Annotated in this window: 27 protein-coding genes and 3 pseudogenes; 13 read left to right on the top strand and 17 right to left on the bottom strand. The window is 44.0% G+C overall.

All coding sequences use genetic code 11. The annotated features are described in order from the left end of the window. Positions 1 to 10: 10 nt before the first annotated feature. The 3 genes and pseudogenes from MNY66_RS16965 (at position 11) to MNY66_RS16955 (ending at position 2,407) form a co-directional block, all read left to right on the top strand. Positions 11 to 319 carry a PAAR domain-containing protein gene (locus MNY66_RS16965; RefSeq protein ID WP_241545130.1) on the top strand — a complete coding sequence of 103 codons (309 nt, stop codon included), beginning with the start codon at positions 11 to 13 and terminating at the stop codon, positions 317 to 319. Next, a pseudogene (locus MNY66_RS16960) lies at positions 285 to 1,466 on the top strand (IS3 family transposase). Before MNY66_RS16965 ends, MNY66_RS16960 begins: the two are co-directional and overlap by 35 nt. Then, entirely contained in the window at positions 1,463 to 2,407 is a 945-nt protein-coding gene (locus tag MNY66_RS16955) for a hypothetical protein (RefSeq protein ID WP_082981375.1), read from the top strand. The pseudogene MNY66_RS16960 and the gene MNY66_RS16955 overlap by 4 nt, the downstream one beginning before the upstream one ends. Before the next feature lie 441 nt (positions 2,408 to 2,848). Here MNY66_RS16955 and MNY66_RS16950 read toward each other — a convergent pair whose 3' ends face one another. The 4 genes from MNY66_RS16950 to MNY66_RS17955 form a co-directional block, all read right to left on the bottom strand. Then, entirely contained in the window at positions 2,849 to 3,241 is a 393-nt protein-coding gene (locus MNY66_RS16950; RefSeq protein WP_235845365.1) for a hypothetical protein, read from the bottom strand. Positions 3,242 to 3,389: 148 nt separating this feature from the next. Then, positions 3,390 to 3,632 carry a hypothetical protein gene (locus MNY66_RS16945; protein WP_067423722.1) on the bottom strand — a complete coding sequence of 81 codons (243 nt, stop codon included), beginning with the start codon at positions 3,630 to 3,632 and terminating at the stop codon, positions 3,390 to 3,392. Positions 3,633 to 3,817: 185 nt separating this feature from the next. After that, positions 3,818 to 4,852 (bottom strand): hypothetical protein, encoded by a 1,035-nt coding sequence (locus tag MNY66_RS16940; protein ID WP_241501904.1) that lies wholly within the window; start codon positions 4,850 to 4,852, stop codon positions 3,818 to 3,820. Continuing rightward, positions 4,845 to 4,967: a hypothetical protein gene (locus MNY66_RS17955; RefSeq protein WP_277627826.1), complete on the bottom strand. Its 123-nt coding sequence runs from the start codon at positions 4,965 to 4,967 to the stop codon at positions 4,845 to 4,847. Before MNY66_RS17955 ends, MNY66_RS16940 begins: the two co-directional genes overlap by 8 nt. A 54-nt stretch (positions 4,968 to 5,021) precedes the next feature. Between MNY66_RS17955 and MNY66_RS16935 the strand changes: the two genes are divergently transcribed. After that, on the top strand, positions 5,022 to 5,855 hold the full coding sequence (locus MNY66_RS16935; protein WP_241501903.1) for a hypothetical protein: 834 nt from the start codon (positions 5,022 to 5,024) through the stop codon (positions 5,853 to 5,855). 43 nt (positions 5,856 to 5,898) lie between these two features. On the opposite strand, the gene MNY66_RS16930 is transcribed toward MNY66_RS16935, so the two are convergent. The 8 genes from MNY66_RS16930 to MNY66_RS16895 form a co-directional block, all read right to left on the bottom strand. After that, positions 5,899 to 6,600 (bottom strand): SDR family NAD(P)-dependent oxidoreductase, encoded by a 702-nt coding sequence (locus MNY66_RS16930; protein ID WP_241501902.1) that lies wholly within the window; start codon positions 6,598 to 6,600, stop codon positions 5,899 to 5,901. A gap of 100 nt (positions 6,601 to 6,700) precedes the next feature. Next, positions 6,701 to 7,888: an MFS transporter gene (locus MNY66_RS16925; protein WP_241501901.1), complete on the bottom strand. Its 1,188-nt coding sequence runs from the start codon at positions 7,886 to 7,888 to the stop codon at positions 6,701 to 6,703. Next, on the bottom strand, positions 7,885 to 8,271 hold the full coding sequence (locus MNY66_RS16920) for a cupin domain-containing protein (RefSeq protein WP_241501900.1): 387 nt from the start codon (positions 8,269 to 8,271) through the stop codon (positions 7,885 to 7,887). The genes MNY66_RS16925 and MNY66_RS16920 overlap by 4 nt, the downstream gene beginning before the upstream one ends. Before the next feature lie 215 nt (positions 8,272 to 8,486). After that, positions 8,487 to 9,068, bottom strand: a complete 582-nt coding sequence (locus MNY66_RS16915) for a TetR/AcrR family transcriptional regulator (protein WP_047781151.1) — start codon at positions 9,066 to 9,068, stop codon at positions 8,487 to 8,489. A gap of 154 nt (positions 9,069 to 9,222) precedes the next feature. After that, on the bottom strand, positions 9,223 to 9,792 hold the full coding sequence (locus MNY66_RS16910; RefSeq protein WP_082981373.1) for a type I-E CRISPR-associated protein Cas6/Cse3/CasE: 570 nt from the start codon (positions 9,790 to 9,792) through the stop codon (positions 9,223 to 9,225). A 115-nt stretch (positions 9,793 to 9,907) separates the two neighbouring features. After that, positions 9,908 to 10,135 (bottom strand): hypothetical protein, encoded by a 228-nt coding sequence (locus tag MNY66_RS16905; protein ID WP_241501899.1) that lies wholly within the window; start codon positions 10,133 to 10,135, stop codon positions 9,908 to 9,910. Positions 10,136 to 10,147: 12 nt separating this feature from the next. Next, positions 10,148 to 11,032 (bottom strand): DNA replication terminus site-binding protein, encoded by an 885-nt coding sequence (locus MNY66_RS16900; RefSeq protein ID WP_011039617.1) that lies wholly within the window; start codon positions 11,030 to 11,032, stop codon positions 10,148 to 10,150. 122 nt (positions 11,033 to 11,154) lie between these two features. Then, entirely contained in the window at positions 11,155 to 11,898 is a 744-nt protein-coding gene (locus MNY66_RS16895) for a hypothetical protein (RefSeq protein WP_241501898.1), read from the bottom strand. A 309-nt stretch (positions 11,899 to 12,207) separates the two neighbouring features. On the opposite strand from MNY66_RS16895, the gene frmR reads away from it, so the two are divergent. From frmR to fghA, 4 genes are all read left to right on the top strand, one after another. Further along, a complete protein-coding gene (gene frmR / locus MNY66_RS16890; protein ID WP_109910753.1) occupies positions 12,208 to 12,483 on the top strand; it encodes a formaldehyde-responsive transcriptional repressor FrmR in 276 nt (91 codons plus the stop codon). 30 nt (positions 12,484 to 12,513) lie between these two features. Beyond that, positions 12,514 to 13,623 (top strand): S-(hydroxymethyl)glutathione dehydrogenase, encoded by a 1,110-nt coding sequence (frmA, locus tag MNY66_RS16885; RefSeq protein ID WP_241501897.1) that lies wholly within the window; start codon positions 12,514 to 12,516, stop codon positions 13,621 to 13,623. 41 nt (positions 13,624 to 13,664) lie between these two features. Continuing rightward, a complete protein-coding gene (locus MNY66_RS16880) occupies positions 13,665 to 14,063 on the top strand; it encodes a VOC family protein (RefSeq protein WP_006814898.1) in 399 nt (132 codons plus the stop codon). A gap of 65 nt (positions 14,064 to 14,128) precedes the next feature. Next, a complete protein-coding gene (gene fghA, locus MNY66_RS16875; RefSeq protein ID WP_094962952.1) occupies positions 14,129 to 14,965 on the top strand; it encodes an S-formylglutathione hydrolase in 837 nt (278 codons plus the stop codon). Positions 14,966 to 14,992: 27 nt separating this feature from the next. Here fghA and MNY66_RS16870 read toward each other — a convergent pair whose 3' ends face one another. Then, positions 14,993 to 15,628, bottom strand: coding sequence for a recombinase family protein (locus tag MNY66_RS16870; protein ID WP_000470623.1), 636 nt, complete (start codon positions 15,626 to 15,628; stop codon positions 14,993 to 14,995). 167 nt (positions 15,629 to 15,795) lie between these two features. Here MNY66_RS16870 and MNY66_RS16865 point away from each other — a divergent pair. From MNY66_RS16865 to MNY66_RS16850, 4 genes and pseudogenes are all read left to right on the top strand, one after another. Then, a pseudogene (locus MNY66_RS16865) lies at positions 15,796 to 16,140 on the top strand (DUF4158 domain-containing protein); the annotation flags it as partial. Between the two features lie 83 nt (positions 16,141 to 16,223). Further along, positions 16,224 to 16,805 carry a plasmid pRiA4b ORF-3 family protein gene (locus tag MNY66_RS16860; protein ID WP_172688752.1) on the top strand — a complete coding sequence of 194 codons (582 nt, stop codon included), beginning with the start codon at positions 16,224 to 16,226 and terminating at the stop codon, positions 16,803 to 16,805. Between the two features lie 80 nt (positions 16,806 to 16,885). After that, a complete protein-coding gene (locus MNY66_RS16855) occupies positions 16,886 to 17,479 on the top strand; it encodes a recombinase family protein (RefSeq protein WP_233618463.1) in 594 nt (197 codons plus the stop codon). Between the two features lie 24 nt (positions 17,480 to 17,503). After that, complete coding sequence (locus MNY66_RS16850) at positions 17,504 to 18,892, top strand: ISKra4 family transposase (protein WP_172688761.1); 1,389 nt, start codon at positions 17,504 to 17,506, stop codon at positions 18,890 to 18,892. Positions 18,893 to 19,645: 753 nt separating this feature from the next. Here MNY66_RS16850 and tet(H) read toward each other — a convergent pair. After that, positions 19,646 to 20,848 carry a tetracycline efflux MFS transporter Tet(H) gene (gene tet(H) / locus MNY66_RS16845; protein WP_006248867.1) on the bottom strand — a complete coding sequence of 401 codons (1,203 nt, stop codon included), beginning with the start codon at positions 20,846 to 20,848 and terminating at the stop codon, positions 19,646 to 19,648. A 91-nt stretch (positions 20,849 to 20,939) separates the two neighbouring features. On the opposite strand from tet(H), the gene tetR(H) reads away from it, so the two are divergent. After that, positions 20,940 to 21,563, top strand: a complete 624-nt coding sequence (gene tetR(H), locus MNY66_RS16840) for a tetracycline resistance transcriptional repressor TetR(H) (protein WP_006248868.1) — start codon at positions 20,940 to 20,942, stop codon at positions 21,561 to 21,563. A gap of 2 nt (positions 21,564 to 21,565) precedes the next feature. On the opposite strand, the pseudogene MNY66_RS16835 reads toward tetR(H), so the two are convergent. From MNY66_RS16835 to MNY66_RS16825, 3 genes and pseudogenes are all read right to left on the bottom strand, one after another. Continuing rightward, positions 21,566 to 21,967: pseudogene (locus MNY66_RS16835) on the bottom strand (sugar kinase); the annotation flags it as partial. Positions 21,968 to 22,111: 144 nt separating this feature from the next. After that, on the bottom strand, positions 22,112 to 22,402 hold the full coding sequence (locus MNY66_RS16830; RefSeq protein ID WP_241502035.1) for a hypothetical protein: 291 nt from the start codon (positions 22,400 to 22,402) through the stop codon (positions 22,112 to 22,114). 24 nt (positions 22,403 to 22,426) lie between these two features. Further along, on the bottom strand, positions 22,427 to 23,071 hold the full coding sequence (locus MNY66_RS16825; RefSeq protein ID WP_241502034.1) for a recombinase family protein: 645 nt from the start codon (positions 23,069 to 23,071) through the stop codon (positions 22,427 to 22,429). Positions 23,072 to 23,108: the final 37 nt, after the last annotated feature.

Genomic DNA, 23,108 nt, shown 5'->3' with positions numbered 1-23,108 from the left:
GAGGTGATATATGGCAGTTGGATATTTTTTACGTGTAGGAGACTCAACTACATGCGGAAGTCATATTCTGACAGGTGATAATACATTCCAGTGGTACGGTGTTGCTGGTGCGCGAGAAGGTGACTTGGTGACCTGTGGAAAACATTCAGGCGCATACTATATTATTGGCGGAGTTAACGATGTATGGATGGAAAACAGGAAGCACGCAGGTTGTAGTGGCATAGTTAATTTGGTCACCAACTCAGAGGTGATATCATCACCTCACAAACAGATAGGTGACAATTATGGCAAAACGAATAAGACGGCTTTTCAGTGCTGAATTCAAACTTGAAGCGGCTCAACTGGTGCTTGACCAAAACTATTCCGTGGTCGAGGCCGCCAACGCGATGGGTGTTGGTAAATCAACCATGGACAAATGGGTCCGGCAACTCAAGCTAGAACGCAAGGGTATTTCACCGAAAGCGTCACCCATGACGCCTGAGCAGATTGAAATTCGTGAATTAAAAAAGAAAATCGCGCAACTTGAAGAGCATAATGAGATCTTAAAAAAGGCTACAGCGTTGGTGATGTCGGACTCTCTGAACAATTCTCGCTGATCGAGAAACTCAGCCGGCGCTTTAGTATAAAACAACTGTGTAACGTGTTCAGTGTTCATCGCAGTAGCTATCAATACTGGCGTCACCGTGCAAAAACACCATCAGCGGAGCAAATTCGGCTTCGGGCCCTGGTTCGAGAAGTTCATAAAAGCAGTCGCGGTTCTGCGGGTGCTCGTACTATTGCTGATATTGTATCGAAGACAAAACAGGTTCCTTTAACGCGCTATCGTGCAACTAAGCTTATGAAATCACTTGGCTTGGTGAGTTGCCAAATGCGGAAGCATCGATATACAAAATCAACTCAAGAGCACGTTGAAATACCGAATCATCTCGGGCGACAATTTGCAGTCACGGAGCCAAACCAAGTTTGGGTAGGTGACGTAACGTATATTTGGTCAGGTAATCGCTGGATGTATCTTGCGGTTGTGATGGATTTATTTGCTCGAAAGCCCGTTGGTTGGGCGGTGTCATTTTCACCCGATAGCCAACTAACGGGAAAAGCATTATCAATGGCTTTTGAATCAAGAGGTAAGCCAAGAAATATGCTGTTTCATTCAGATCAAGGAAGTCATTATACAAGCCGTCAATATCGCCAATTACTATGGCGTTATCAGATAAAGCAAAGTTTATCTCGACGAGGTAATTGCTGGGATAATGCGCCGATGGAGCGATTTTTTCGAAGCTTAAAGACAGAATGGGTACCTATTTTAGGTTACCGTAATTTTATAGAAGCACAGCAAGAAATAAACCCGATATATCATTGGGTATTATAGTCAGATTAGACCGCATCAATATAACGGTGGCTTAACGCCCAATGAGTCAGAACGATTATATTGGAAAAGCTCTAAAACTGTGACCAAATTTTATTGACCACTACAACATTAGAGGACCTTATATCCGGCAAGGCTTGCTCTGAGAGCAAACGAGAAAATGCGTGTTACTTTGAATCCAACGGTCAAACAAAGCCTGTGAGCGATGGCGATAATACTATTGAACTGAAGATCACTGTTCCTGAACGGCAGTTTATTGCAAAAGAGTACCCAGCTAATAGCGCAAAAGACCCTTTTAAAAAAGACTCATTTGACTTCGAACTAGTGCAAAGATTAAACCACTTTGATTATCCAAACCAAGGTACAACCAGCCTTTGCGGTCCAGCTGCATTATTTTATAGCATTCTTGTTGATAGGCCTGATATATATGAGCAAGCCGCAAGAGAATTATGGCTATATGGTAAAACAAAAATAGGCAAACTAGAAATAGTTCCAACTGAAAGCTGCAAGAGGCCTTCAGGTTCATTTTATCGAGATAGCGGAAGATTGAAAGTTTCAGGGTTAGACTGGATCACGCTTGCTAGCTTACGTGATTCTGAGAATATCATCTTCAGCTATGGCTCCGCAGAAGATGAAGCCGCAGGTGTCACAATGTGGGGAATGTTATCAGAATGGTTTGAGAAGGTTGGGTATGAAAAGGTATTTGACAATATTAGCTTATCTTCATCTAAGTTAGAGGATATCCTTACCCTAAATCAATACCAACAAAAAGGGTATGTAGTTGTTTCGCTTATCTCTGCGGGAATGCTTACGGGCTTACCTAACACTGATACTTCAAATAAAAACCATTGGATTGTTTGGAATGGTACTATTACTGGAACAGATGGCACAACTCTTACCGATCAAGTGAATTTAGATACAATAGTGAACTTGAAGTGTTTTTCCTGGGGGGAGGTTAAACCGTGGGTCAAGGAAAATAAACCTCTTAGTTATGTGTTAAATCACACGTTTGGCGCTCTCGTATTCAAGCCGGTATTGTAAATGAAAACACTCATTATAGTAATTCTAACTTTGGCATTAGCAGGTTGTGGCAACCCAACACCTAAAGTTACTCCTGATAAATTAACAACAGCAACCTATGGTGCTTCTTATAACGAAGTAATTAATATATCAGGAGGGTACATAAGTAGAAAGAGTATCGACATCATAATTACCCCCCCCAGATTCTGGGCTAACCTGGAGTCCAGAGGTATCCTATTTGACTTTTCAAGGGGAGACTCAAAAAAACGAAGATTTTCATACCATAACTATTTCTGGAGTTCCATTAATCAAGAATCCTATTCAGATATATATATCGGGTAATACCTACGGGACTTCCTACGCAGGAAAAGAATTCAAGAAAATCTATAAAATTGATGTAAAATAATTAATGCCATGCTAATTATGAAAGATTGATTAATCAAAATCGGTGAGGAATTACCCTCACCGGTATCGTTCACCTGCGTTGAATCGTTCGATAAGACCAGGCAAGGTGTCGGTGAGCTCATAATGGGCGATGGCTTTATCGCTGACGGATTGCCGCATTACGCCATTTTCCACGATAACAAAAGCCATAATTCCGCTATAGATAGTCTTCTCTCCATCGGAAACCTCGACAAACACACCTGGCTCAATGAGTTGTCGTTTAGGTTTGGCGGAGGGGCTAGCACTCGACGCCCGGTCACCTTTCTTTGTCTTTGAGCTACCCGGCATAAACTGTCCACCTTTGTAATACTCTCCATTAATGCCGATTTCACCGCCCTTCTTTGCCTGACCTTTCATACTGACCTCAAAAGAAATGCCGGGATGAACACCCGGCCATAAAATGGTACCCATCCAACTCGACCCAGCACTCACTCATCTGGATGTAGTTCGGAACATCCTTTGCTTTGCAATGCGCAAAGTCGGAGCCTAAAACACTGGCCCCGACCAGCAAGACCAGCGACACTGAAAAAATAGCTTTTTTATTCATTTCGAGGCCCGATTAGATAAAACGGAAACCGTCGTTGTATCGGGCGACCAACGATTCGATACAGTCGGTTAACCCACACATACCGAGCGCCGTGTCACTGGCGTTAATGCACATCACACCGTCTTCATTGATGACGACTACGGCCTTAACACGATCAAAGATGGTTTCTTTACCATATTCAACCAGCTCGTAGCGATCAGGTTCAATCAGTAAGCGCCGCATATCTCGGCTTTTTCGTTGAGTTGTTTGAGTCATAAGTTATTCCTGTTAATGGTTATTCCCCCATAGTGTGGCACGGCCCATTCTGGGGACGAAATGACGTTACTTTTCATAATGATTCACTTTTTCAGACCCATAATCGCCCCCGCGAAATATCAGTTTTCAAAACTGCGTCGTGATTTTAAAGCAAAAAGGTCGCAGTTAAGCGACCTCTTGGCCTGTCAGCCCGTAATCACAAAGGTGGGGACATCCACACTGATCGAGACACGGCCTAGAAACGATGTTATAGCCTGTTTATCCAGTGCTCCCAGGTGACGTAATTCCGTTGCCATTTCCGTTAATAACGTGACGTTGTCACGCATAAACCGATTCACGATAGCGACCTGTTCGGCGTGCAAGGCATTAAACGCCGCTATATTGTGACGAAGAGAGACGTCATGGCCGTCATCGCACATCAGAACCTGACCGAAACCGTTCTGAAGGTAGCGCCCTGCTTGTTCCTGCCAGGTGCGCATATCCTCCAGGGCTCCTTCATATTGCTTGCCATAAACAGCCAACTCAGCAGCCGAACCACCGAGCGCCAACAGCATGCGCCAGTAAAGCTGATCTCGCGTTGCCCGGCCATCAAGTGCCACGTTGCTTTCCATATAGCCCAGTCGTAGTTCATTACCGCGCGATTCTTGAGCGAGCCCCATCCGCATTATTTCGGGGTGCGTATTCTGAAGGGCATATACCAGCGCATGACCGCACTCATGGACTGCCGTTAGCATCAACGAGGCTTCCGTTCGGTGAATGGGGGCTGTTGGACGCCCGTATGCCACACTCATCGATTGAACCTTGGATTTACCGATACATAACCGGCACAGGAAGATGACAAGATAAACGCTGACCACGGTGCTAATTGCCAACTCAGGGGATTCAATGGCTCCGTCAATAATGTCGTTAATCACACCTTGGATCTGCACCAGAAATCGGCAGGCCAGTTGAAAGGTGACGATCAACAACACGATATCGTAGAGGACCCCACCCAGGTAACGGAGATAGTGGAATGATGCGGTTCGCATAAACGCGGTGACCACCAACCAAATTACAGCCAGAGGTACGGCCAAATCTAACAGGTTAATAATCGTTTTTGTTGCACCCGTCGCGGTGTCAGGTGAAGGCCATCCAAAGAGCACTGCCAATGTGATGAACGATAGGTACTCACGAACAAAGGCGGTACCTCTAACCCAAAGCGGAACCTGTTGCTTACCCATGACATTCCTCCCAGAGATGGATTGGACCATTGGTTTGACGACCCTGTAGCGGTCGGGCTAAAACAGCGGAGTTTCTCACGTTGCGATACCGGCCAATTTCAGTCTCCACTTTCACTCATACTCCTCAGACATTTGAATAGAGGCTCATAGTATTCGGGGGCGGACGAGGATGGAAAATTTAACGCCCTCGTTTTGTTGGCCTTTTTCGTTCATCGCTTTCGGGGTGGGTGTTATCGTTCACGAAACCCATAATGAGGATGTTTTCATGACCAAAATAGCATTAGGCCTGCTGGTGGCATTAGCTTACGCGACGTCTGCTCAAGCCAGTTATACCGTGCTTAATGAGTCAGACAGAGATGCACGAGAAGCCGCTAACTATGATGGCGGGTTGTACGGCACAGGTAACAATGCCCTTGCACCGACCCTCCCCGTAGAGCCCAAAGTGGAACTGCCTCCAATCAGCAGTGTTGATGTAGCGGCGTTCAATGTGGCAGGTATTTCCCTGGGCATGGAACTTGACGCCGCATTGGAAGCGGCGAACAAGCAAGCCCAACGACGCGATATCGCGGCTGTACGAACCCAATCACGCAATGGGAAAGTTGCGTCACTGACCTGGGGGAACGTGAACGAAGAGACGATCGTCAACTTGATTGAAGGGACGGGTGACACGCCGGAGATTAGCCGGGTGAAGTCAATTCGTTATTCCTTCAATAACCCGGAAGCGCTGGTGGCTGGGGCTCTGGAGAAGTACGGTGAACCGAGCGTTCGGGATCTCAACAAAGGGAAGCTCACCTGGTGTTCAGCGGAGCGCGACATTAAAAGTCAGTGCGACATGAAGAAACCGTGGATGACTATCGACACGTATACCGTTTCCACCATTGGGATCCTGGACATAACCGATCCTACGTTGGTGAAGGCACCTGTTACAGTGGGTGTGGCGAAGCCTATTAAGGAAGTCACTGCGGAAGACGAAGGCTACACAGGCCCGCTGCCAGGCCTATGAGTCAGGTAGAAACCAGTTAAAGCTGGTTTCTACCACTCTACCCCTAAATGCATGAACCACCGGAAGTATCAATAACCTGCCCTGTTATCCATCGGCTACGGTCGGACGCTAAAAACGAAACTACGTCAGCGATATCTTCGGTTTTGCCAACTCGTGAAAAAACAGAGAAACCAGACGCTATTTTTTGAGCCTCTTCAGCATGAAGCCAGCCACTGTTCATGTCGGTATCGACTACACCAGGTGCAATGGCATTGACGGTGATATTTCTTTTTTCGAACTCAGTTGCCAACGAAAGTGTCAATGTGTTGATAGCGCCTTTTGAAGCGGCGTAAATTGCTCGCTGCGGATCGGAGACTCGGGTTAAAACAGTTGAAACGTTGATAACGCGGCCCCCCGTATTGATATGAGGTGCGGCGGCCTTCAACAGAAAGAATGGAGCTTCAACATTAACAGACATGACTGCCTGGTAGTCATTCAATGTTGTCTCAATGAGTGACGTAGATGGTGCGATCCCAGCGCAGTTAATCAGAATATCAACACCGTTATAGCCTTTGTCCTTCAGCCGGTTATAGAATGCTTCCCATAGCCCGAGTGCCGCTTGTTCCGCGTTGTTCCCGAAATCTGCGGTGAAAATGTCGGCCTCAACATTAAGCGCGCGCAGTTCGGTTACGACATGACGTGCAGCCTCCTGATTTTTACCACAGTGGATCCCTATATAACCGACCCCATCCCTCGCCAGCGACAAGACAATTTCTCTGCCAATACCTCTTGAACCCCCCGTTACCAAGGCAACTTTTTCTGATGCTGTTTTGGTTAAATTGACCATTCTGTTTTCTCTCCGTTACTTAGGACTTGTTCAATGAGTTGACCCGCGCAAGGGGTTGTTTGGTATTACTAAATCGCATTGTTTGCATGGCTAGAACGATTAATACGACCACGACTAATGCCGCACCTGTCCAGGTCGCAATCACGGGATCTTGTCCGAAAATATTCATTGAGAACGCACTAAACATGGTACCGAGTGTGACGCCCATCGTGATAACAGCGGTATGCACTGTAGTGACTAAGTACCCAGTTCCGCCTGCCTCAGTGACTCGCGTGATTAAGGCAGGATTCATGGAGATACCGATCAAGCCAACCACCAGCACCATAACCAGCGTCAATTCTTTAACGTCGCTGAATAATGACAAGACAACCAAGGCAATCAATAAAGCGCTATGCCCAATTCGTAAGACACCAACGGGGTGTGCATCTGCGAATCGGCCAACAATGAGGTTGCCGATTACTGTACAGAGTCCATAACCAAGCAAGATTAAGGTTGTCGCATCAGAACTGAAACCGGCATTCTGTTGAAGTAAAGGTGTAAAGAAGGAAAAAGAGCCGTATGCTGCACCGATCGTCAGAAAACTAACCAAGTATCGTGACCATAATTTAGGTGACTTAAGGTTTTGAATGTCAGCGACTGATTCGTCTTCCGTCGCTTTAGCCAGATCGGGGAGCCATTTTAGGACGATATAACTTACTAATAATGCGGCAACACCAAGCAGGTAGAAACAGGATTGCCAGTCCCACTGCGTTGCGATGAAATGGCTTAACGGCAAGCCGATGACAGTGCCGACCATAAGGCCACTTAGTACGATGGAAACAGATCGTCCAATTTGGTCAGGCGAAGGGGCAAGACGGGCAGCAAACGTCAGTGCAAGGCCAAAAGTCGCTCCTGAGAGACAGCCGGTAAGTAAGCGCGCCAACGCAAGCCACCAATATTCATGAACTACTGGCGCTAGAATTTCTATCACCGCATAAACTGCAATAATAGAAGTCAGTACCAATCGCGGTGATTTGCGTCGGAGCATATATGCAATGATTGGGCCACCGACCGCCATGCCGAGAGCATACACCGAGACAAGTAAACCAACTTGTCCGGTTGATGCCTGAAGGTCTGCTGCGATATTTGGAAGCATACCCGCTGTCTGGAGTTCGCTCATGGTTACCACTAAAATGGTTGCCATCAGAATGTATAAATTACGTTTCAAATTTCCACCTCTTGATAAGATCCGTACTGCGCCCCGATTAAGCGAGCGAGTTCCTGATTGGTACTGAAGACGTCCGGAATGGGCCTCCCTGCTGTAGCCGTAAGGCCAACTTCTAAAAAGAACCTTTCGAATCCCCCAGGCGTAAAAATGAGTAATTGCTTGGCGAAATCTTTAGTGTTGTTCCGAAAACCATGCATCATGCCTCTAGGGACAAAAACGAGGCTCCCTGCCGTTGCGATGAATGAATCATCACCGGCAGAAATATCCAGCTGACCGTGCGTCACATAGAAAATTTCATCTTCATTAAGATGGTTGTGTCTTGGCGGGCCACCCCTGGTGGAATGGACGCTTCTAAAATTGAAATTTGCCCTTGCGCTACGCATGGACTCACTAATACCGAGTAGAGGTCACCGTTCATCCAGACAGAATTACCGTTCCCTGTCGCGATATGGAAAGCCTTAACATCTGTACTCATGGGGTATTACTCCATTGTTTATCGATTAGTACAAAATAGATCACCATTATTTTGGAAACAAAAAGACAGCATTGTTTACCATTTAGTAAACTATTAAGCGCGTCAAATCACCGGGTGGGGATCCTAAATTTTTGAAATAATTCCGTAGGCTGCTTCGTTCAAAAAATCACGGTCAGTCAAGGTAACGCCCATGATCCGTAGACCATAGTACCCAGATAGGAAGGCCTTGCTGCTGGTGGAGATATTCGTGCTATCAGGGAATTCAGCCTGTTTGACACCTTCGGTAATGACAGCTTTCACCAATAATTCCAGGCGCAGTAGATATTGTTGATTGATGGACTGTATTTGCGGGTCTTTATGGCTGCGTTCGAGAACCGAATGTAGAGCAAGACACCCTCGCGGATTTTCAGGATCTTGGTCAATCTCGATCCCCCAGTTAAGCAAATTCAGTAGTTTCTGCTTGGGACTTTCTTGGCTAGAAAGAATGTCTTTCTGTCGGTTTATCCCCATTTCTTGGTAATACTGTAGCGCTTTTTGATACAGGCCTTGTTTGTTACCAAAAGCATGGTAAAGACTGCCCCGACCCATTCCCGTTTCTTCACAAAGAGCTTGGGTACCACTGGCTTCGTAACCATGATCCCAGAAAACATTCATCGCAGCTTCAATGACTTTCTGGTCGTCATATTCTTTTGGTCTTCCGCTCATGGTTATTCCTCTCATTGTATTTTACGCAAGTAAACCAGTTGTTGACTGGTCAGTCAATAACTATTTTTTACAGATCAGTACACAATAGATAAGGGTCGTCGCAGAGAATGGAAAGAGCCGGTATTGACCGGCTTTGTGGAGGTTACGCGTCGGCTCAACTGATGAGGGATATCTGACCAACGCCAAAAATTCGTTTCCTGCCTACTCCGAATACAAAGGCTTGCTCGAATTCCTCTACTGACGCGACATTACCTGTGGCAATGAATTCTGTCGTCGGCACGACGATCCGGTGACCTTTCTGATGGCGGTGGTCAGGCTTCTGAATAATATTCTTTTTCGTTTCGTATACCCCGACATGGTGGGGAGTAAACCCTGCCCGCTCAAGGCGGTAATGGATGAATTCGTTCAGTTCGTGGTGTGGAGGGGTAACTTCTCGCTTCCGACCGTTGACAGTTTCACGACGCACGACGGCCATAGATCCACAGAGGGTGATTTTTTGGCCTTCAGTAAAGGTCGCGCTCAGGTGCTTTTCACCAGGAACACCGATAGGCTGTGCTGTACGTAAGAGGATACGAGAATCGTTGCCCGTGCCCGGTTGTACGAGGAATGAATACGGTAACTTGGCTTTACTTTGCTCTTGAATGAAAAAATCCAGATGCTGATGTATTCCATACAAATCGGTTGAGGGGATCCTCAAGCGCAGCGTACTTTCATAATATTTCATTGTTATCTCACCAGAGGCCTCAGGTCGTATTACCTAAGGTTTCCTTATAGTAATACGTCGCTTTCAGGTGACGAAATTCAAGGTTCTGACAAGAGAAAAGATGTTTTTGGGCCAGCTATGGACGCTCCGGCCAGCGACCACAAAAGTCGTACACCCCGAACTCAATGAGTTTCAAGGTGGTTGCTGAAGGTGAGAAATACACAGGTTTTTGAACGTCACTCTGTTCAATATTGATGATAGCAGGCTCCGGCCAGAAGCCTGCATGTTCTTCATCGGTAAAGCCTGACTGATCTTGTCTTAGCCAGGCATCGACATCCTTATTGTATATTTTATAGTAATTCATATGCGGTATGAATTATCTCCCTAATAGCATTTCAATAGTCTCGCCGTGGAAAGTCCCGATCACCTCGGTTGCGAGTCGGTCTTTACTTCGCTGAATATCGCGCGGTGAATAGTTCTGAAGTGGTTTCACTTCTAACCGCTGATTCTGGATGATGATGTATGGCATTAATGCAGTTACAGTTTTCAGCGTTGGCGGTTCACCTTCGATATCTGCGCGAAACTGAATGTTTGCCACCGGCTGTATTTTGGCCGGACGACGCAGACGTAATTTGTCTTGCGGGGTATTAGCTATCCGCTGAGCCAAATTACCGACCGGTACAGTCACTTCACTATTATCTATGACATCGGCCTGCATGCTGGCGAGTAGTTTGGCCTTATCCGGGATCCGCAATAAAGACTTCTTCTGCCACGAGAAACGAATGGACTGAATATCGGCCTTATGCCAGGCTCTAATTTGCCGGTATAGATGCAGCGTCATTACGCCCGGACAGGCATTATGCAGTGCGGAGAAGCGCGCATTCTGCGAACTGAATCCAGTAATAATGTGCTCTTGAATCGACAGCTTTATTGCGTTAATGCTCGTTATTAGCGCCATGACTTCTGCCGCGAACTCAGGCGTTTCATCATCATACCAAAGCACGCCAGCGGTACGACGTGTCGATTTTTGGGATAACCCGTCTTTGATATGCAGATCGGTAAAGGCTTTCTGAGTTTGTTCAATAGCCTGGGCACCGTACAGTAATTCTGGTTCGATGCGGTTAACGGGTAAAGTCTCATCGCCGTCAGCAACTGGCGGAATTACACAAACACGAGCATAAAGAGGCGACTTTTGTGCCAGCACGCGCTTGAGCAACGCCAGAGAGTCTTCCAGGCGATGGAAGGTTTCTGCGATGTTCATCGTAATCAATCCCCGAAAAAGGGTAACTTGCAAATCCCCCCGCCGAAATAGGGGCTGTATATTTATCCATACTTTAAACAATTTTCAGGGGCAAAGGCAAGATATGGTTATTCGTAAGGGAATTAACCAAGAAAGGTGTTAGGGGCATGGGCTTTAGTGCGAAGCCATTCATGTGCGCCTTTGAGCGTATTAGGGCATTCAGCGCTGCGTAATAATTCACAAAATTCAGCATGTAAACCGAAGCTTTTTGCGAGATCCATTAATCCATCAATCTGGCTGGTTGTCAGAGGCTTGTCCATTATCATTGAATGTGCTTTTGCTTGCGTAGCCCTACGAAGAGAATGAAACATGACCGCTAGGGAAAACGGTAGAGCGATGTAAGGATACCCTTCCCTAAAAGTATTTACAGGATTAAATAGAAGCACAATAGCGACGCCTCCAAACAAGAGGCATCCGATGCTTAACCATTTAAAGAAAGGTGCTGCATATCTGATCACAAGTAACTTGAGGAATTGGGTATCACTAATTTCGGTTTCTTGCGGGATGGAATAAGTGGATTGAAGGATATTACCCAGGGCGCGATCAAACTCACCAATAGTCATTTGCGGTTTCTCTCGTTCGTACCAGGCATCAAATTCTTGCCTTACTCCGCAGTTATCGACCATGCTGGTGTAGAACGGGTCGCCCGGCCACTCAATTTTTTGTGCAAGGTAAGCCTCTGGACCACCAGCCGAATCTAACATACGTATCTTTATTGCATGACGGGAAACAGCCATGAAAATAATAGCCACCATTTGAATGGCCGCAGCGATTATAGCGGTATCGAGGAACGCATCGACAAAGAAGCTTCGAGCCAGTACAACCATACTAATATGGGTCAGTTTGGATATCGAAAATTATTGTACGTTAGGCTCATTTTTTGACCATCAATGATGAGCCAATATCTGGCGAAATTTAACAGAACCGCCTATGCCCCAAATCCCGTATCGGTAGATATCATTTTTGTAGTAACTTTCCTTCCGACAGTATCACAGCCAAAAATAATATAAATATATGATTTATATCGTAAATAAAGGTAGTTATGTTTATTCTTAGTTATACTGTAGTGGAGTATGCATTGACAATAATTATATACTCCACTATAGTATATAAAATCAAAAATGGTGAGGTAAATAATGCCCAGTACTCCTGAAGAGAAAAAAAAGGTCCTTACCCGTGTTCGCCGTATTCGGGGTCAGATTGATGCTCTGGAAAGAGCGCTGGAAAATGGTACTGAATGCCGTTCCATTCTTCAGCAGATAGCTGCCGTTCGCGGAGCAGCTAACGGTCTTATGGCAGAGGTGCTCGAGAGCCACATACGGGAAACCTTTGACCAGAATGACAGCTACAGCCATGAAATCAGTAAATCCGTTGACGATACGATTGAACTGGTTCGCGCCTATCTTAAATAGCTAAGCCATCACATTGAGGATAATTTACATATGAAATCACGTGCTGCCGTTGCATTTGCACCAGGGAAGCCCCTGGAGATTGTTGAAATTGATGTTGCACCACCTAAAAAAGGCGAGGTGCTGATTAAAAATACCCACACCGGTGTCTGCCACACCGATGCCTTTACCCTCTCCGGGAACGATCCTGAGGGCGTTTTCCCGGTGGTTCTCGGCCACGAAGGGGCCGGTGTCGTCGTGGAGGTCGGTGAAGGCGTGACCAGCGTGAAGCCGGGAGACCATGTGATTCCGCTTTACACCGCCGAATGCGGGGAGTGTGAATTCTGTCAGTCCGGGAAAACGAACCTCTGTGTATCGGTTCGCGAAACTCAGGGAAAAGGACTGATGCCTGACGGAACCACCCGCTTTTCTTACAATGGCCAGCCTCTTTACCACTACATGGGATGCTCCACATTCAGTGAGTATACGGTAGTGGCCGAGGTTTCTCTGGCAAAAATTAACCCGGAGGCAAACCATGAACACGTCTGCCTGCTGGGCTGTGGCGTGACTACCGGGATTGGCGCTGTTCACAACACAGCGAAAGTACAGCCTGGAGATTCTGTCGCTATTTTTGGTCTTGGCGCAATCGGTCTGGCTGCCGTTCAGGGGGCTCGCCAGGCAAAAGCAGGACGCATTATCGCTATCGACACCAACCCGGCCAAATTCGAACTTGCCCGTCAGTTCGGTGCAACCGACTGCATCAACCCGAACGACCATGACAAACCGATTAAAGATGTGCTGCTTGAAATCAACAAATGGGGCATTGACCACACTTTTGAATGTATCGGTAACGTCAACGTTATGCGTGCGGCGCTGGAAAGTGCTCACCGTGGCTGGGGCCAGTCCATTGTCATCGGCGTGGCCGGCGCCGGGCAGGAGATATCCACCCGTCCATTCCAGCTCGTTACCGGGCGCGTATGGAAAGGTTCTGCTTTCGGCGGAGTGAAAGGCCGTACGCAACTTCCGGCCATGGTAGAAGATGCCATGAAGGGTAAAATTGAACTGGAGCCATTTGTTACCCACACGATGACGCTGGATGAAATCAATGAGGCCTTCGATCTTATGCATGAAGGTAAATCAATCCGTACGGTAATCCGTTACTGATAGCGTTTTAACTGAGTCAAACCAACTGAAGGAAATGGATCATGGCAACACCTGTAATTTCTGGTAATGACGTTTTTTCCCACGTCTTCATCGGTGCATCCGATGTTGAAAAATCCGCTGATTTTTACGATGCTGTCCTCGGTACGCTTGGCATCAATAACCTCGGCCCGTTTGGCAATGGCTGGGTACTTTATGGTCGTGAAAAGCCAGCCTTTATTATTGCACGTCCGGGCAACGGTGAAGCGCCATTGGCCAACGGCGTTACTGTCGGCTTTGCAGCTGCAAGTCCGGAAGAAGTTGATGCTTTCCACGCCGCGGGCCTTGCCGCCGGAGGGAAAGATGAAGGTCAGCCTGGCCCGCGCAGCCATCTCCCTGGAGCCTATGCAGCCTACCTGCGAGACCCTGCGGGTAACAAAATCACGGCTTATACGTTCATCTGACGTCCGGCTATAAAGAGACTTCCCCTGACTCCCTGTCAGGGGAAATAACCATGAGACAGAGGCTAATGGAACTCATCGAGCAGCATGCCAGCGCTGGCGGCTGGCAAAACGTATACCGCCATAATTCACAAACACTTAATTGTGAGATGAATTTCGGGGTTTATCTTCCCCCCAAAGCAGCAACAGAAAAACTGCCGGTCCTGTACTGGCTCTCGGGTCTGACCTGTACGGAGCAGAATTTCATCACCAAATCGGGTATGCAGCATTATGCCGCCAGGAACAACATCATCGTCGTTGTTCCTGATACCAGTCCCCGTGGAGAGCATGTCGCAGATGCTGACAGCTACGATCTGGGCCAGGGTGCCGGATTTTATCTGAACGCGACGGAACATCCGTGGAACACGCATTACAGGATGTATGACTATATTCTCCATGAGCTTCCGGATGTTGTCATGGAGCATTTACCTGTAACATCAAGGAAATCAATATCCGGTCACTCCATGGGGGGGATGGGAGCGCTGGTTCTGTCGCTGCGAAATCCTGATGAATATGTGAGTGTATCGGCATTTTCACCGATAGTGTCACCTTCTCAGGTGCCATGGGGACAAAAGGCATTCACCGCGTACCTGGGTGAAAATAAAAAAACGTGGGAGCACTACGATCCCGTCAGTCTCATTTTACAGGGTGCGAAATTACCAGAAATTTTTATTGACCAGGGATTAAGTGACGCCTTTTATGAAGATCAGTTACGCACTAAAAGTCTTGAAAGAGTGTGCAACGAGATGAACATCAACACATCATTCCGATATCATACTGGTTACGACCACAGCTATTATTTCATTTCCAGCTTTATTGGTGATCACATTGCTTACCATGCCAACAGGCTCAGGCTGTCAGCATGAGTTGATTTCCAGCCTTAGAAAATGTGCTTAATTTTCAGGCCTGAACAGGGCCTGAATCCTGCAGACCTGAGATGTGCTGTAACCGGTGGCTTCAGCAGTTTCTCTTATGCTCAGTTTCTTGACCTGTCGGTAATACAGAACTTTCTTATGTCGTTCCTGATCGGCCTGTTTGCCCCGGTATTTTCCCAGCGTATGTGCCCGTTCAATTCCCTGCTTCTGCCGATGGCGGCGGCTCAGCCAGTCCTTATGCGACATCGCGGCCATCAGGTCGATAAGCATATTATTGATGGCGGTTATCACGGCGCGGGTGATTGGGTCAGCCTGCGAAGGATCTTTATCTGACAGCGCCTGCCATGAGGTGGGTACATCGAGGCTGACAATCCGCAGCTCGTGTTGCTCGATTTGCTTTTTCAGCGTCATCCAGTCGCTGTTGCTCAGACGGGTCAGACGGTCTATCTGCTCGACCAGTAAAATATCATTGCGGTGACTGTCCATCAGTAAGCGCCCCAGTTCCGGGCGGTCAAGTTTTGTACCGCTGATGTTCTCCCGGTAGTAACTGGCTATTTTATGTCCCCGCTCCTGAACAAACTGCTCCAGCATCTCTTTTGCCCGATCGGCGAACTGATCTTCCGTCGATGCCCTTAAATAAGCTCTGATGAACATTTTTCCACCACGTTATCGCATTTAAGTTATTGCATTTAATCTATCGCATATAGGTTATGTCATTCATCGTGTGCCGTCACGTTTTGAATATGGCGTCAGGGTGTACCCTTATGCGATAAGCATTTCTGTTAAAAATACCGCATCGGATAATTTACGAGGGAAACTATATGGCAAGGAGGCAGATTCTTTCTCTGTCGGAAAGAGAATCATTACTGGCATTACCGGACGAAGAGTTAACGCTGACCCGGATGGCGTATTTCAGTGAACATGATCTGGCACTTATCAGTGCCCACCGTAAACCTGCCAGCCGTTTTGGTTTTGCCGTCCTTCTTTGCTATCTGAAAAATGTCGGCTTTACCCCGGATAAAAAAATCCCTCCCTCTGATGCGCTGCTGAAGCATATCGCCAGCAGGCTAAAACTTACCGGGGATCTCTGGCCAGCTTACCTTTCCGGCAGGGAAACCACGCGACGCGAACATTTAACCGAACTGTACCGCTATCTTGGCTTAAAAGGAGAGCATAAAAATGTGTGGGGTATCCCTTTAATCAATTAATATGATCGTTCTCGTATTGATTGTGACTAAGAGGAAAAATCATGTCTGTCTATAAGGTCAAAGTGGCTATTCGAGATATTAGCCCGATGATTTGGCGACGTTTTCGTGTTCACAGTGACATGTCACTTGGCGCTTTCCATTTTCTCCTGCAATTTGCATTTGGTTGGGATAATGGTCACCTTCATTCCTTTCATATTCATGGCAAAGACTACGGTATTAGCTATGAAGGTGGATTGAGCTTTTATGATAATCCTTGGGCAATTTCGCTTGCCTCATTTCAGTTTGAAAATCGCGATAAATTTACTTATGAATATAATTTTTACCGACATTGGTTATTAGATATCCGTATTGAAGCAATTGAATCAAAAGGAAATAAAACCACGCCATTTTGTCTTGGTGGCGAAGGAATGCCCGATGCTACCGCATATGATGAAACCGAAGCCACGATTAAACTTTTAGAAGCCATAGCAGAAAGTAATGACTACACGACCTGGGCAGATATTCAGGAGTTTATCGATGAATACAACCGAGTCAAATTTAACCGCCAACGCCTCAATCAGTTATTAAAGCGTTATGATTTTGACACTCCGAACTATTCACAAGGCTTAGATTGGACTCTCTAAAGGTATACTTTTACGTAAATAGAGATCTCTGTCCTTAAATTGTCTCTAAAGGTGGTATAAATTGGGGTTTAGAGAGTATTATGAAAACCTCTATAACCTTTATGGATTATTCTATGATTTATGCTTACATTCGTATCAGTTCTGCTGAGCAGAATTCCGCACGACAAGAAATTGCGATTCAAAATTCAGGTTATAAAGTCAAAACCGTTTTTACTGATATTGCCAGCGGCAAAGATACGCATCGACCCAATTTACAACAATTATTAGCGTTACTCGTATCTGGAGATATGTTAATTGTTCATTCTATTGATCGTTTATGCCGTAATATGATGGATATGTGTTATTTAACGTTAGATCTGAAACAGCGAGGAGTTTCACTAATTTTTCTCAAAGAAAATATTTGCTTTTCAGCGAATGAAAACAATCCATTACAAGAGCTTCAATTGCATATGATGTCCGCATTTAGTCAATTTGAACGAGCGCTAATTAGGGAACGCCAAGCGGAAGGAATTGCGGCTAAAAAACATCGAGGGGAACAAACGGGGCGCCCTCCTGCAGATAAGCGTAAGGTTGTCATGGTTGATGAATTAAAAGCGAAAGGCATTCGTCTTAAATTAGCCTGCGATAACGTTGGAATAGGTGTTTCAACTTACTATAAGTTAAGGAAAAAATAATCCATTAACTTTGGAGGTCGTATGATGAAGATCGTAGTGACAGTAAAGGTTATACACGATGATGGTTCCGCCTATCAAGAAACCTTATTGACGTTACAGAAAACCGCCGAACAAGGTGAACCTTTGGGGTTATCCCTTAACGAATCAAAGATATTACTCAATAGTACTCAATTAGCCATTATACAGGCCCAAAGCCAATCCTACATGCAAGCGCATCGAGAATGCCCACTCTGTCATCAACGTCGTCAAATAAAAGATCATCAGACCCGCCATTATCATACTTTATTTGGCGTCATTCCGATTAAAGGGCTTCGGCTTTACCGCTGTCGCTGTGAGACAAATAATACAAAATCAGTGAGTTTGCTCAGTGAATGGCTACCCGAAAATACCCATCCCGAACTAAAATATATTGAAGCTAAATGGGCGTCATTGATGTCTTATGATCTTACCGTCGATAGATTAAAAGATATTTTACCGATCAATAACGCGCTAAATGCTTCCACAGTACGTAATCACTTAATCAGCGTCGCTAAACGGCAAGAAGCTGAGTTAGCCGAGCAACCCGATTTTCTCGATAAATTCGCTTATGACAATAAGCAGTTGCCTCGTCCAGGAAAACCGATGGTGATTGGGTTTGATGGTGGTTACGTCCGAGATTGCCATAACCGAAAAAACAATTTTGAAATCATTACAGGAAAAGCTTACGCTGAAAACCTTCAAGCAAAACGGTTTGGCTATGTTCACACATTTGAAAACAACCCAAGAAAACGCTTGCTTTCTGTACTTAATGCTCAAGGAATGCAAACGAACCAACAGATATCATTTTTGTCGGATGGGGCTGATAATTTGAGAATGATGCAAATCGGTATTTATCCCGAGGCCGAGCATATTTTAGATTGGTTTCATATTAGTATGCGCCTAACAGTGCTTAACCAGTGTGCTAAAGGTCTTGGCTCACAATCCTCAGGGATTGGTATAGAATTAAGAGATTTACTTGAAAAAACAAAATGGTACTTATGGCATGGTAATGTCGATGAGGCGTTAGATAAGCTAGATAGTTGTTTATATATTTGTGATGAAGAAGAAGATAGCCAAGTTTATAAAAACAGTAAAAAAATGGTACGGTATTTAGGGGAAGTGATAACTTATATTGATAATAACCAAGCTATGATCCCAAATTATGGGGAACGGTATCGCTATGGTGAACCCATTTCAACGGCATTTGTGGAATCAACAGTAAATGAAGTTATTGCAAAACGAATGGCAAAAAAACAGCAAATGCAGTGGAGCCAAGAAGGCGCACATTATCTTTTACAAACCCGAGTGGCCGTTTTAAATGATGAATTAGAGGGCATCTTTTACCGTTGGTATCCTAAACTAAGTAGCACTAAGTTAGATACAATGGCTGCGTAAATACCCCACACATTTTTATGCTCTCCGAGGTCAATTCTACAATTTAAATTTTTTATGTGGATAGGATTAATCCCATAGGATTTTATGCTGGAAAGTAAAAATATTAGTGTTTTTAAACTTTGTATTGATTTTCATACGCGTAAATCGAGTTTTTATCGTTATTAAATAAAGATAACTTAAGTATTTATGATTAGTTATCACTATATAAAAATTTTTATTTACTCTCTTTTTGTTTTTTTTTATTTTGTAAGGTAATTTTTAGAAATATAAGTTCAATAACTTGGTCTTTTTTGGACTTACCTTGGTGTTTTATTTGTTTTGTGATGGATTTAGAATTAACAGATAAACTTTATTATTGGGAGTATCTAAAAATGATTAGTGAGTATTGATCTAAATTAATATATGGCTATTACTACAAATAATTCTTAATTAAATAGAGCTAAAACTAATAGAAATTCTATTTTTATTTTTAGTTGGATAATAATTTCACAATGTAAATAAAAAGTAAATTAATAATGAAATATTTGTTTTTTTTTACTCAGGGTGAATATGATTGAAAATAACTATCATAAAATAACTATGTAACTATGTAACTAAACGACTCCCTTACCTGCTTTATCGTTCAACGCCGATGTTTATGATTGCAGCCAGTAAGCCTTGGGTAAAAGAGGCTTATTAATTGCGATAAAAATAAAGTCCTATCAACGTTATTAAGAGCGGACAGGACTTTTATGATCTTTATAATTTCTAGTATTAAGGGGTTGAAATAACAGCTTTAGGTGTGGTTTTTCTTTGGTGAAAATAAGCGGTAATAAGCAACATAGCATAAAGTATTGCCCCCATCAGCCATAACAGACCATCCCAATAAGCGACGCTATAACTATAAATAAAGGCAAATAAAAGGGGACCAATGATCCCGGTAATATTGGTTAGGCTCACCAGAGTACCTTGTAATTTCCCTTGCGCATTATCATCGACAGATTTTGATAAATAACCTTGTAATGCGGGTTGCCCCATACCTCCTGCCGCTAAGCAAATTAATGCTGGTAAGATGACCCAAACGTGGCCTATCCACGCTAATAATAAACAGCCCATCATATCAATAGACATACTGATCATAATGGTGGTTTTTTCGCCCCATTTTTGTGCCAATTTCCCAGCGACAATCGCCTGAAAGAAAATATGTAATACACCCAGAACCGCCAAAGACATACCGATAGAAGTTGTGTTCCAATCAAAACGATATTGTGTAAACAGCACCCAGATGGTGGCAGGAATTTGCCCGATAAGCTGGATAATAAAATAGGTTGCTAACCAAAAGTAGAGGCTTTTCTTAAAAAAAACAGTGACTGTATTTGAGGCAGTTTGGTTTTCAGGTGTCCTATTGGCAACAAGCGCTTCTCTTTTTTGTGTTTCTCGGAAAAAGAGCAAAGAGAGTATTAATAATATCGAGTGTGAAATAGCGGCAAAAATAAATGGCATATGAGCACTGATATCACCTAATAATCCCCCTAGCATTGGGCCGATAATAAGGCCAACACCAAAAGCACCACCTAAGAAACCAAAATAGCGAGTTCGATTTTTAGCGGGAGTCACATCACTCATCGCTGATGCACATACGGCACCTGTTGCGCCTGTGATCCCCGCAATGATGCGCCCAATATAGAGCATCCAAAGTGTGGTTGAGAATGCCATTAAAAGATAGTCGAGTGCCGCGCCTAAAAGGGAAAACAGCAAGATGGGTTTTCTGCCGTATTTATCAGACAGTCGTCCTAGAATAGGAGCAAAAATAACCTGCATGGTAGCATAGAGCGCTAATAGCACACCGTAATGGGTTGCCAGTGAATTTTCACTGACAAATTCATTTAATAGAGTAGGGAGTACTGGCATGATAAGCCCGATACCAATGGCATCTAATACGGTGATCAGCAGTATAATAATAATTGATTTATTCATTGAGATCCTAAAAATCTATCAGTGATAGAGTGGGTGTAAAATATCTCTATCAGTGATAGATTGTCAAGGCTATTTTATTTTGAGGTAGGTAATGGCAAAGCTAGATAAAGAACAAGTTATTGATAATGCGTTGATTTTACTTAATGAAGTTGGTATTGAAGGATTAACAACGCGTAAGCTGGCGCAAAAAATAGGTGTGGAACAACCCACATTGTATTGGCATGTAAAAAATAAACGCGCTTTGTTAGATGCATTAGCAGAAACTATTTTGCAAAAGCACCATCATCATGTTTTGCCATTGCCGAATGAAACATGGCAGGACTTTTTGCGAAATAACGCGAAAAGCTTCCGCCAAGCCTTATTAATGTATCGTGATGGTGGCAAAATTCATGCGGGAACACGCCCCTCTGAAAGTCAATTTGAGACATCAGAACAGCAACTACAGTTTTTGTGTGATGCTGGGTTTAGTCTATCTCAAGCCGTGTATGCATTAAGCTCTATTGCGCATTTTACATTAGGCTCCGTACTGGAAACTCAAGAGCATCAAGAAAGCCAAAAAGAGCGTGAAAAAGTAGAGACGGATACTGTTGCCTATCCGCCATTATTAACCCAAGCCGTTGCAATTATGGATAGTGATAATGGTGATGCTGCATTTTTGTTTGTCCTTGATGTGATGATCTCTGGACTTGAAACAGTATTAAAGAGCGCTAAATAAATCTAAATTCGCTGACGCCCTTTTTGGCTAATTAGTTGCCCTTGTATGTCAGCGATACCAATGTGAGCAATACAACCTGCATTAAATTGTAAATAGTCATCTTCGATGCCATCAGAGAAAATTACGCCATTCTCTGGCATCAAAGATCCTAATTGCAGTGGTGAGTCAGGCTCAATAGTGCCAAAAGTCAGTGCAACACCTGTTGTTCTACTTGGAAATGGCTCTCTTACACTAAATTGTAGCTTTCGATCACTCCAGCTAAAGCCTTGTAATAGAGGGTGCGAAGCTTCTCCTGTAATTGCCATCGCACCAGCAAGAATAGATTGAAACCACCCCGTTGATCCCAATCCTGTTGATACAATAATGCCTGATGAAGATTGCACTTCTTCAGCGCCATTCCATTGCGGGGTGTTTTGACTTAAAGAACGGTTTGTCTGATTGCGTCTTAAAATTCTTTTAAAAACATAGCATTACAACGATTTATTGAGATTAAAAGCTTAACATTTAATACAGTAACTAACTGAATATTAAGCTTATTTTTAGTTTCTTTATTTCATAAATTCAATACTATTAATTTCATCCTCTGTTAAAGGTAGAAATTCCTCCATGCTGTCGGCTACATTGTGCGCATAAGCACTAATATCTTCTTCATCGACTTCACCTAAGCTATTCCGCATGCTCTCTGCAAATTCTTCGATATTATTGATAATATTCGCATGCAAGCTCGGATCACTTTGACTTAACGCATTCATGACAATGGTTAAAATATTTGATAACGCCTCAAGACGAACGGTTAACTCGTTAATATCCTCAACAGTGACTTCTTCATCCATCATCATACTTTTTCCTTATGATTTATTTACTTAATGGTTAATATCATTATTTTTCGGTATTAATCCAACTTTTAATTGACGTTTATTGATATAGGTATTTAAAGATATATGGCTTTTATAACTTAATAGATTCGCTATTTTTCTGACAGAAAGACCCAAGCTCAATAATTCCACAATTCTATCGCGGTCTGCATCAAACTGACTTTTTTGAATGGTTCCCTTAGGTTTACCCAGCGTATGGCCTTTGGCTTTTTTTGACGCAAGGGCTTCTTTTGTTCTTAAGCTAATGAAATCACGCTCAAGTTTTCCAAACAAGGAAAATAATGTCACTATCACTTTAGAGTTTAAATCATGACGATTAAAATCAAGATGTTGTTTAATAATGATAATTCTAATTTGTCGTGAAATTAATCGATTCACTAAATCGACAACCTCAGAAGTGCTTCTTCCTAATCGACTTAATTCTGTGACTATTAATATATCTTGAGGTGAGAGCTTACTGGTGAGTTCATCTATTCGACGCTGCTTACTGTTCTTCGTTGCTGACACGGTCACTTCGATATATTCATCAACAGTCAAAGCATGTTTGCGAGCATATTCTAAAATTTCATATTTTTGATGAGTGACATCTTGTTTATCCGTTGAAGCACGCAAATAAGCTAAAATTTTACACATGTTATCTCTTAACCTAAAATGTGCTGTAAAATTTAAC

This window comes from Moellerella wisconsensis, assembly GCF_022592395.1.
Taxonomy (GTDB): domain Bacteria; phylum Pseudomonadota; class Gammaproteobacteria; order Enterobacterales; family Enterobacteriaceae; genus Moellerella; species Moellerella wisconsensis.
The sequence above is the reverse complement of the archived record's forward strand: the minus strand, read 5'-3'. Positions and strand labels throughout refer to the sequence as shown.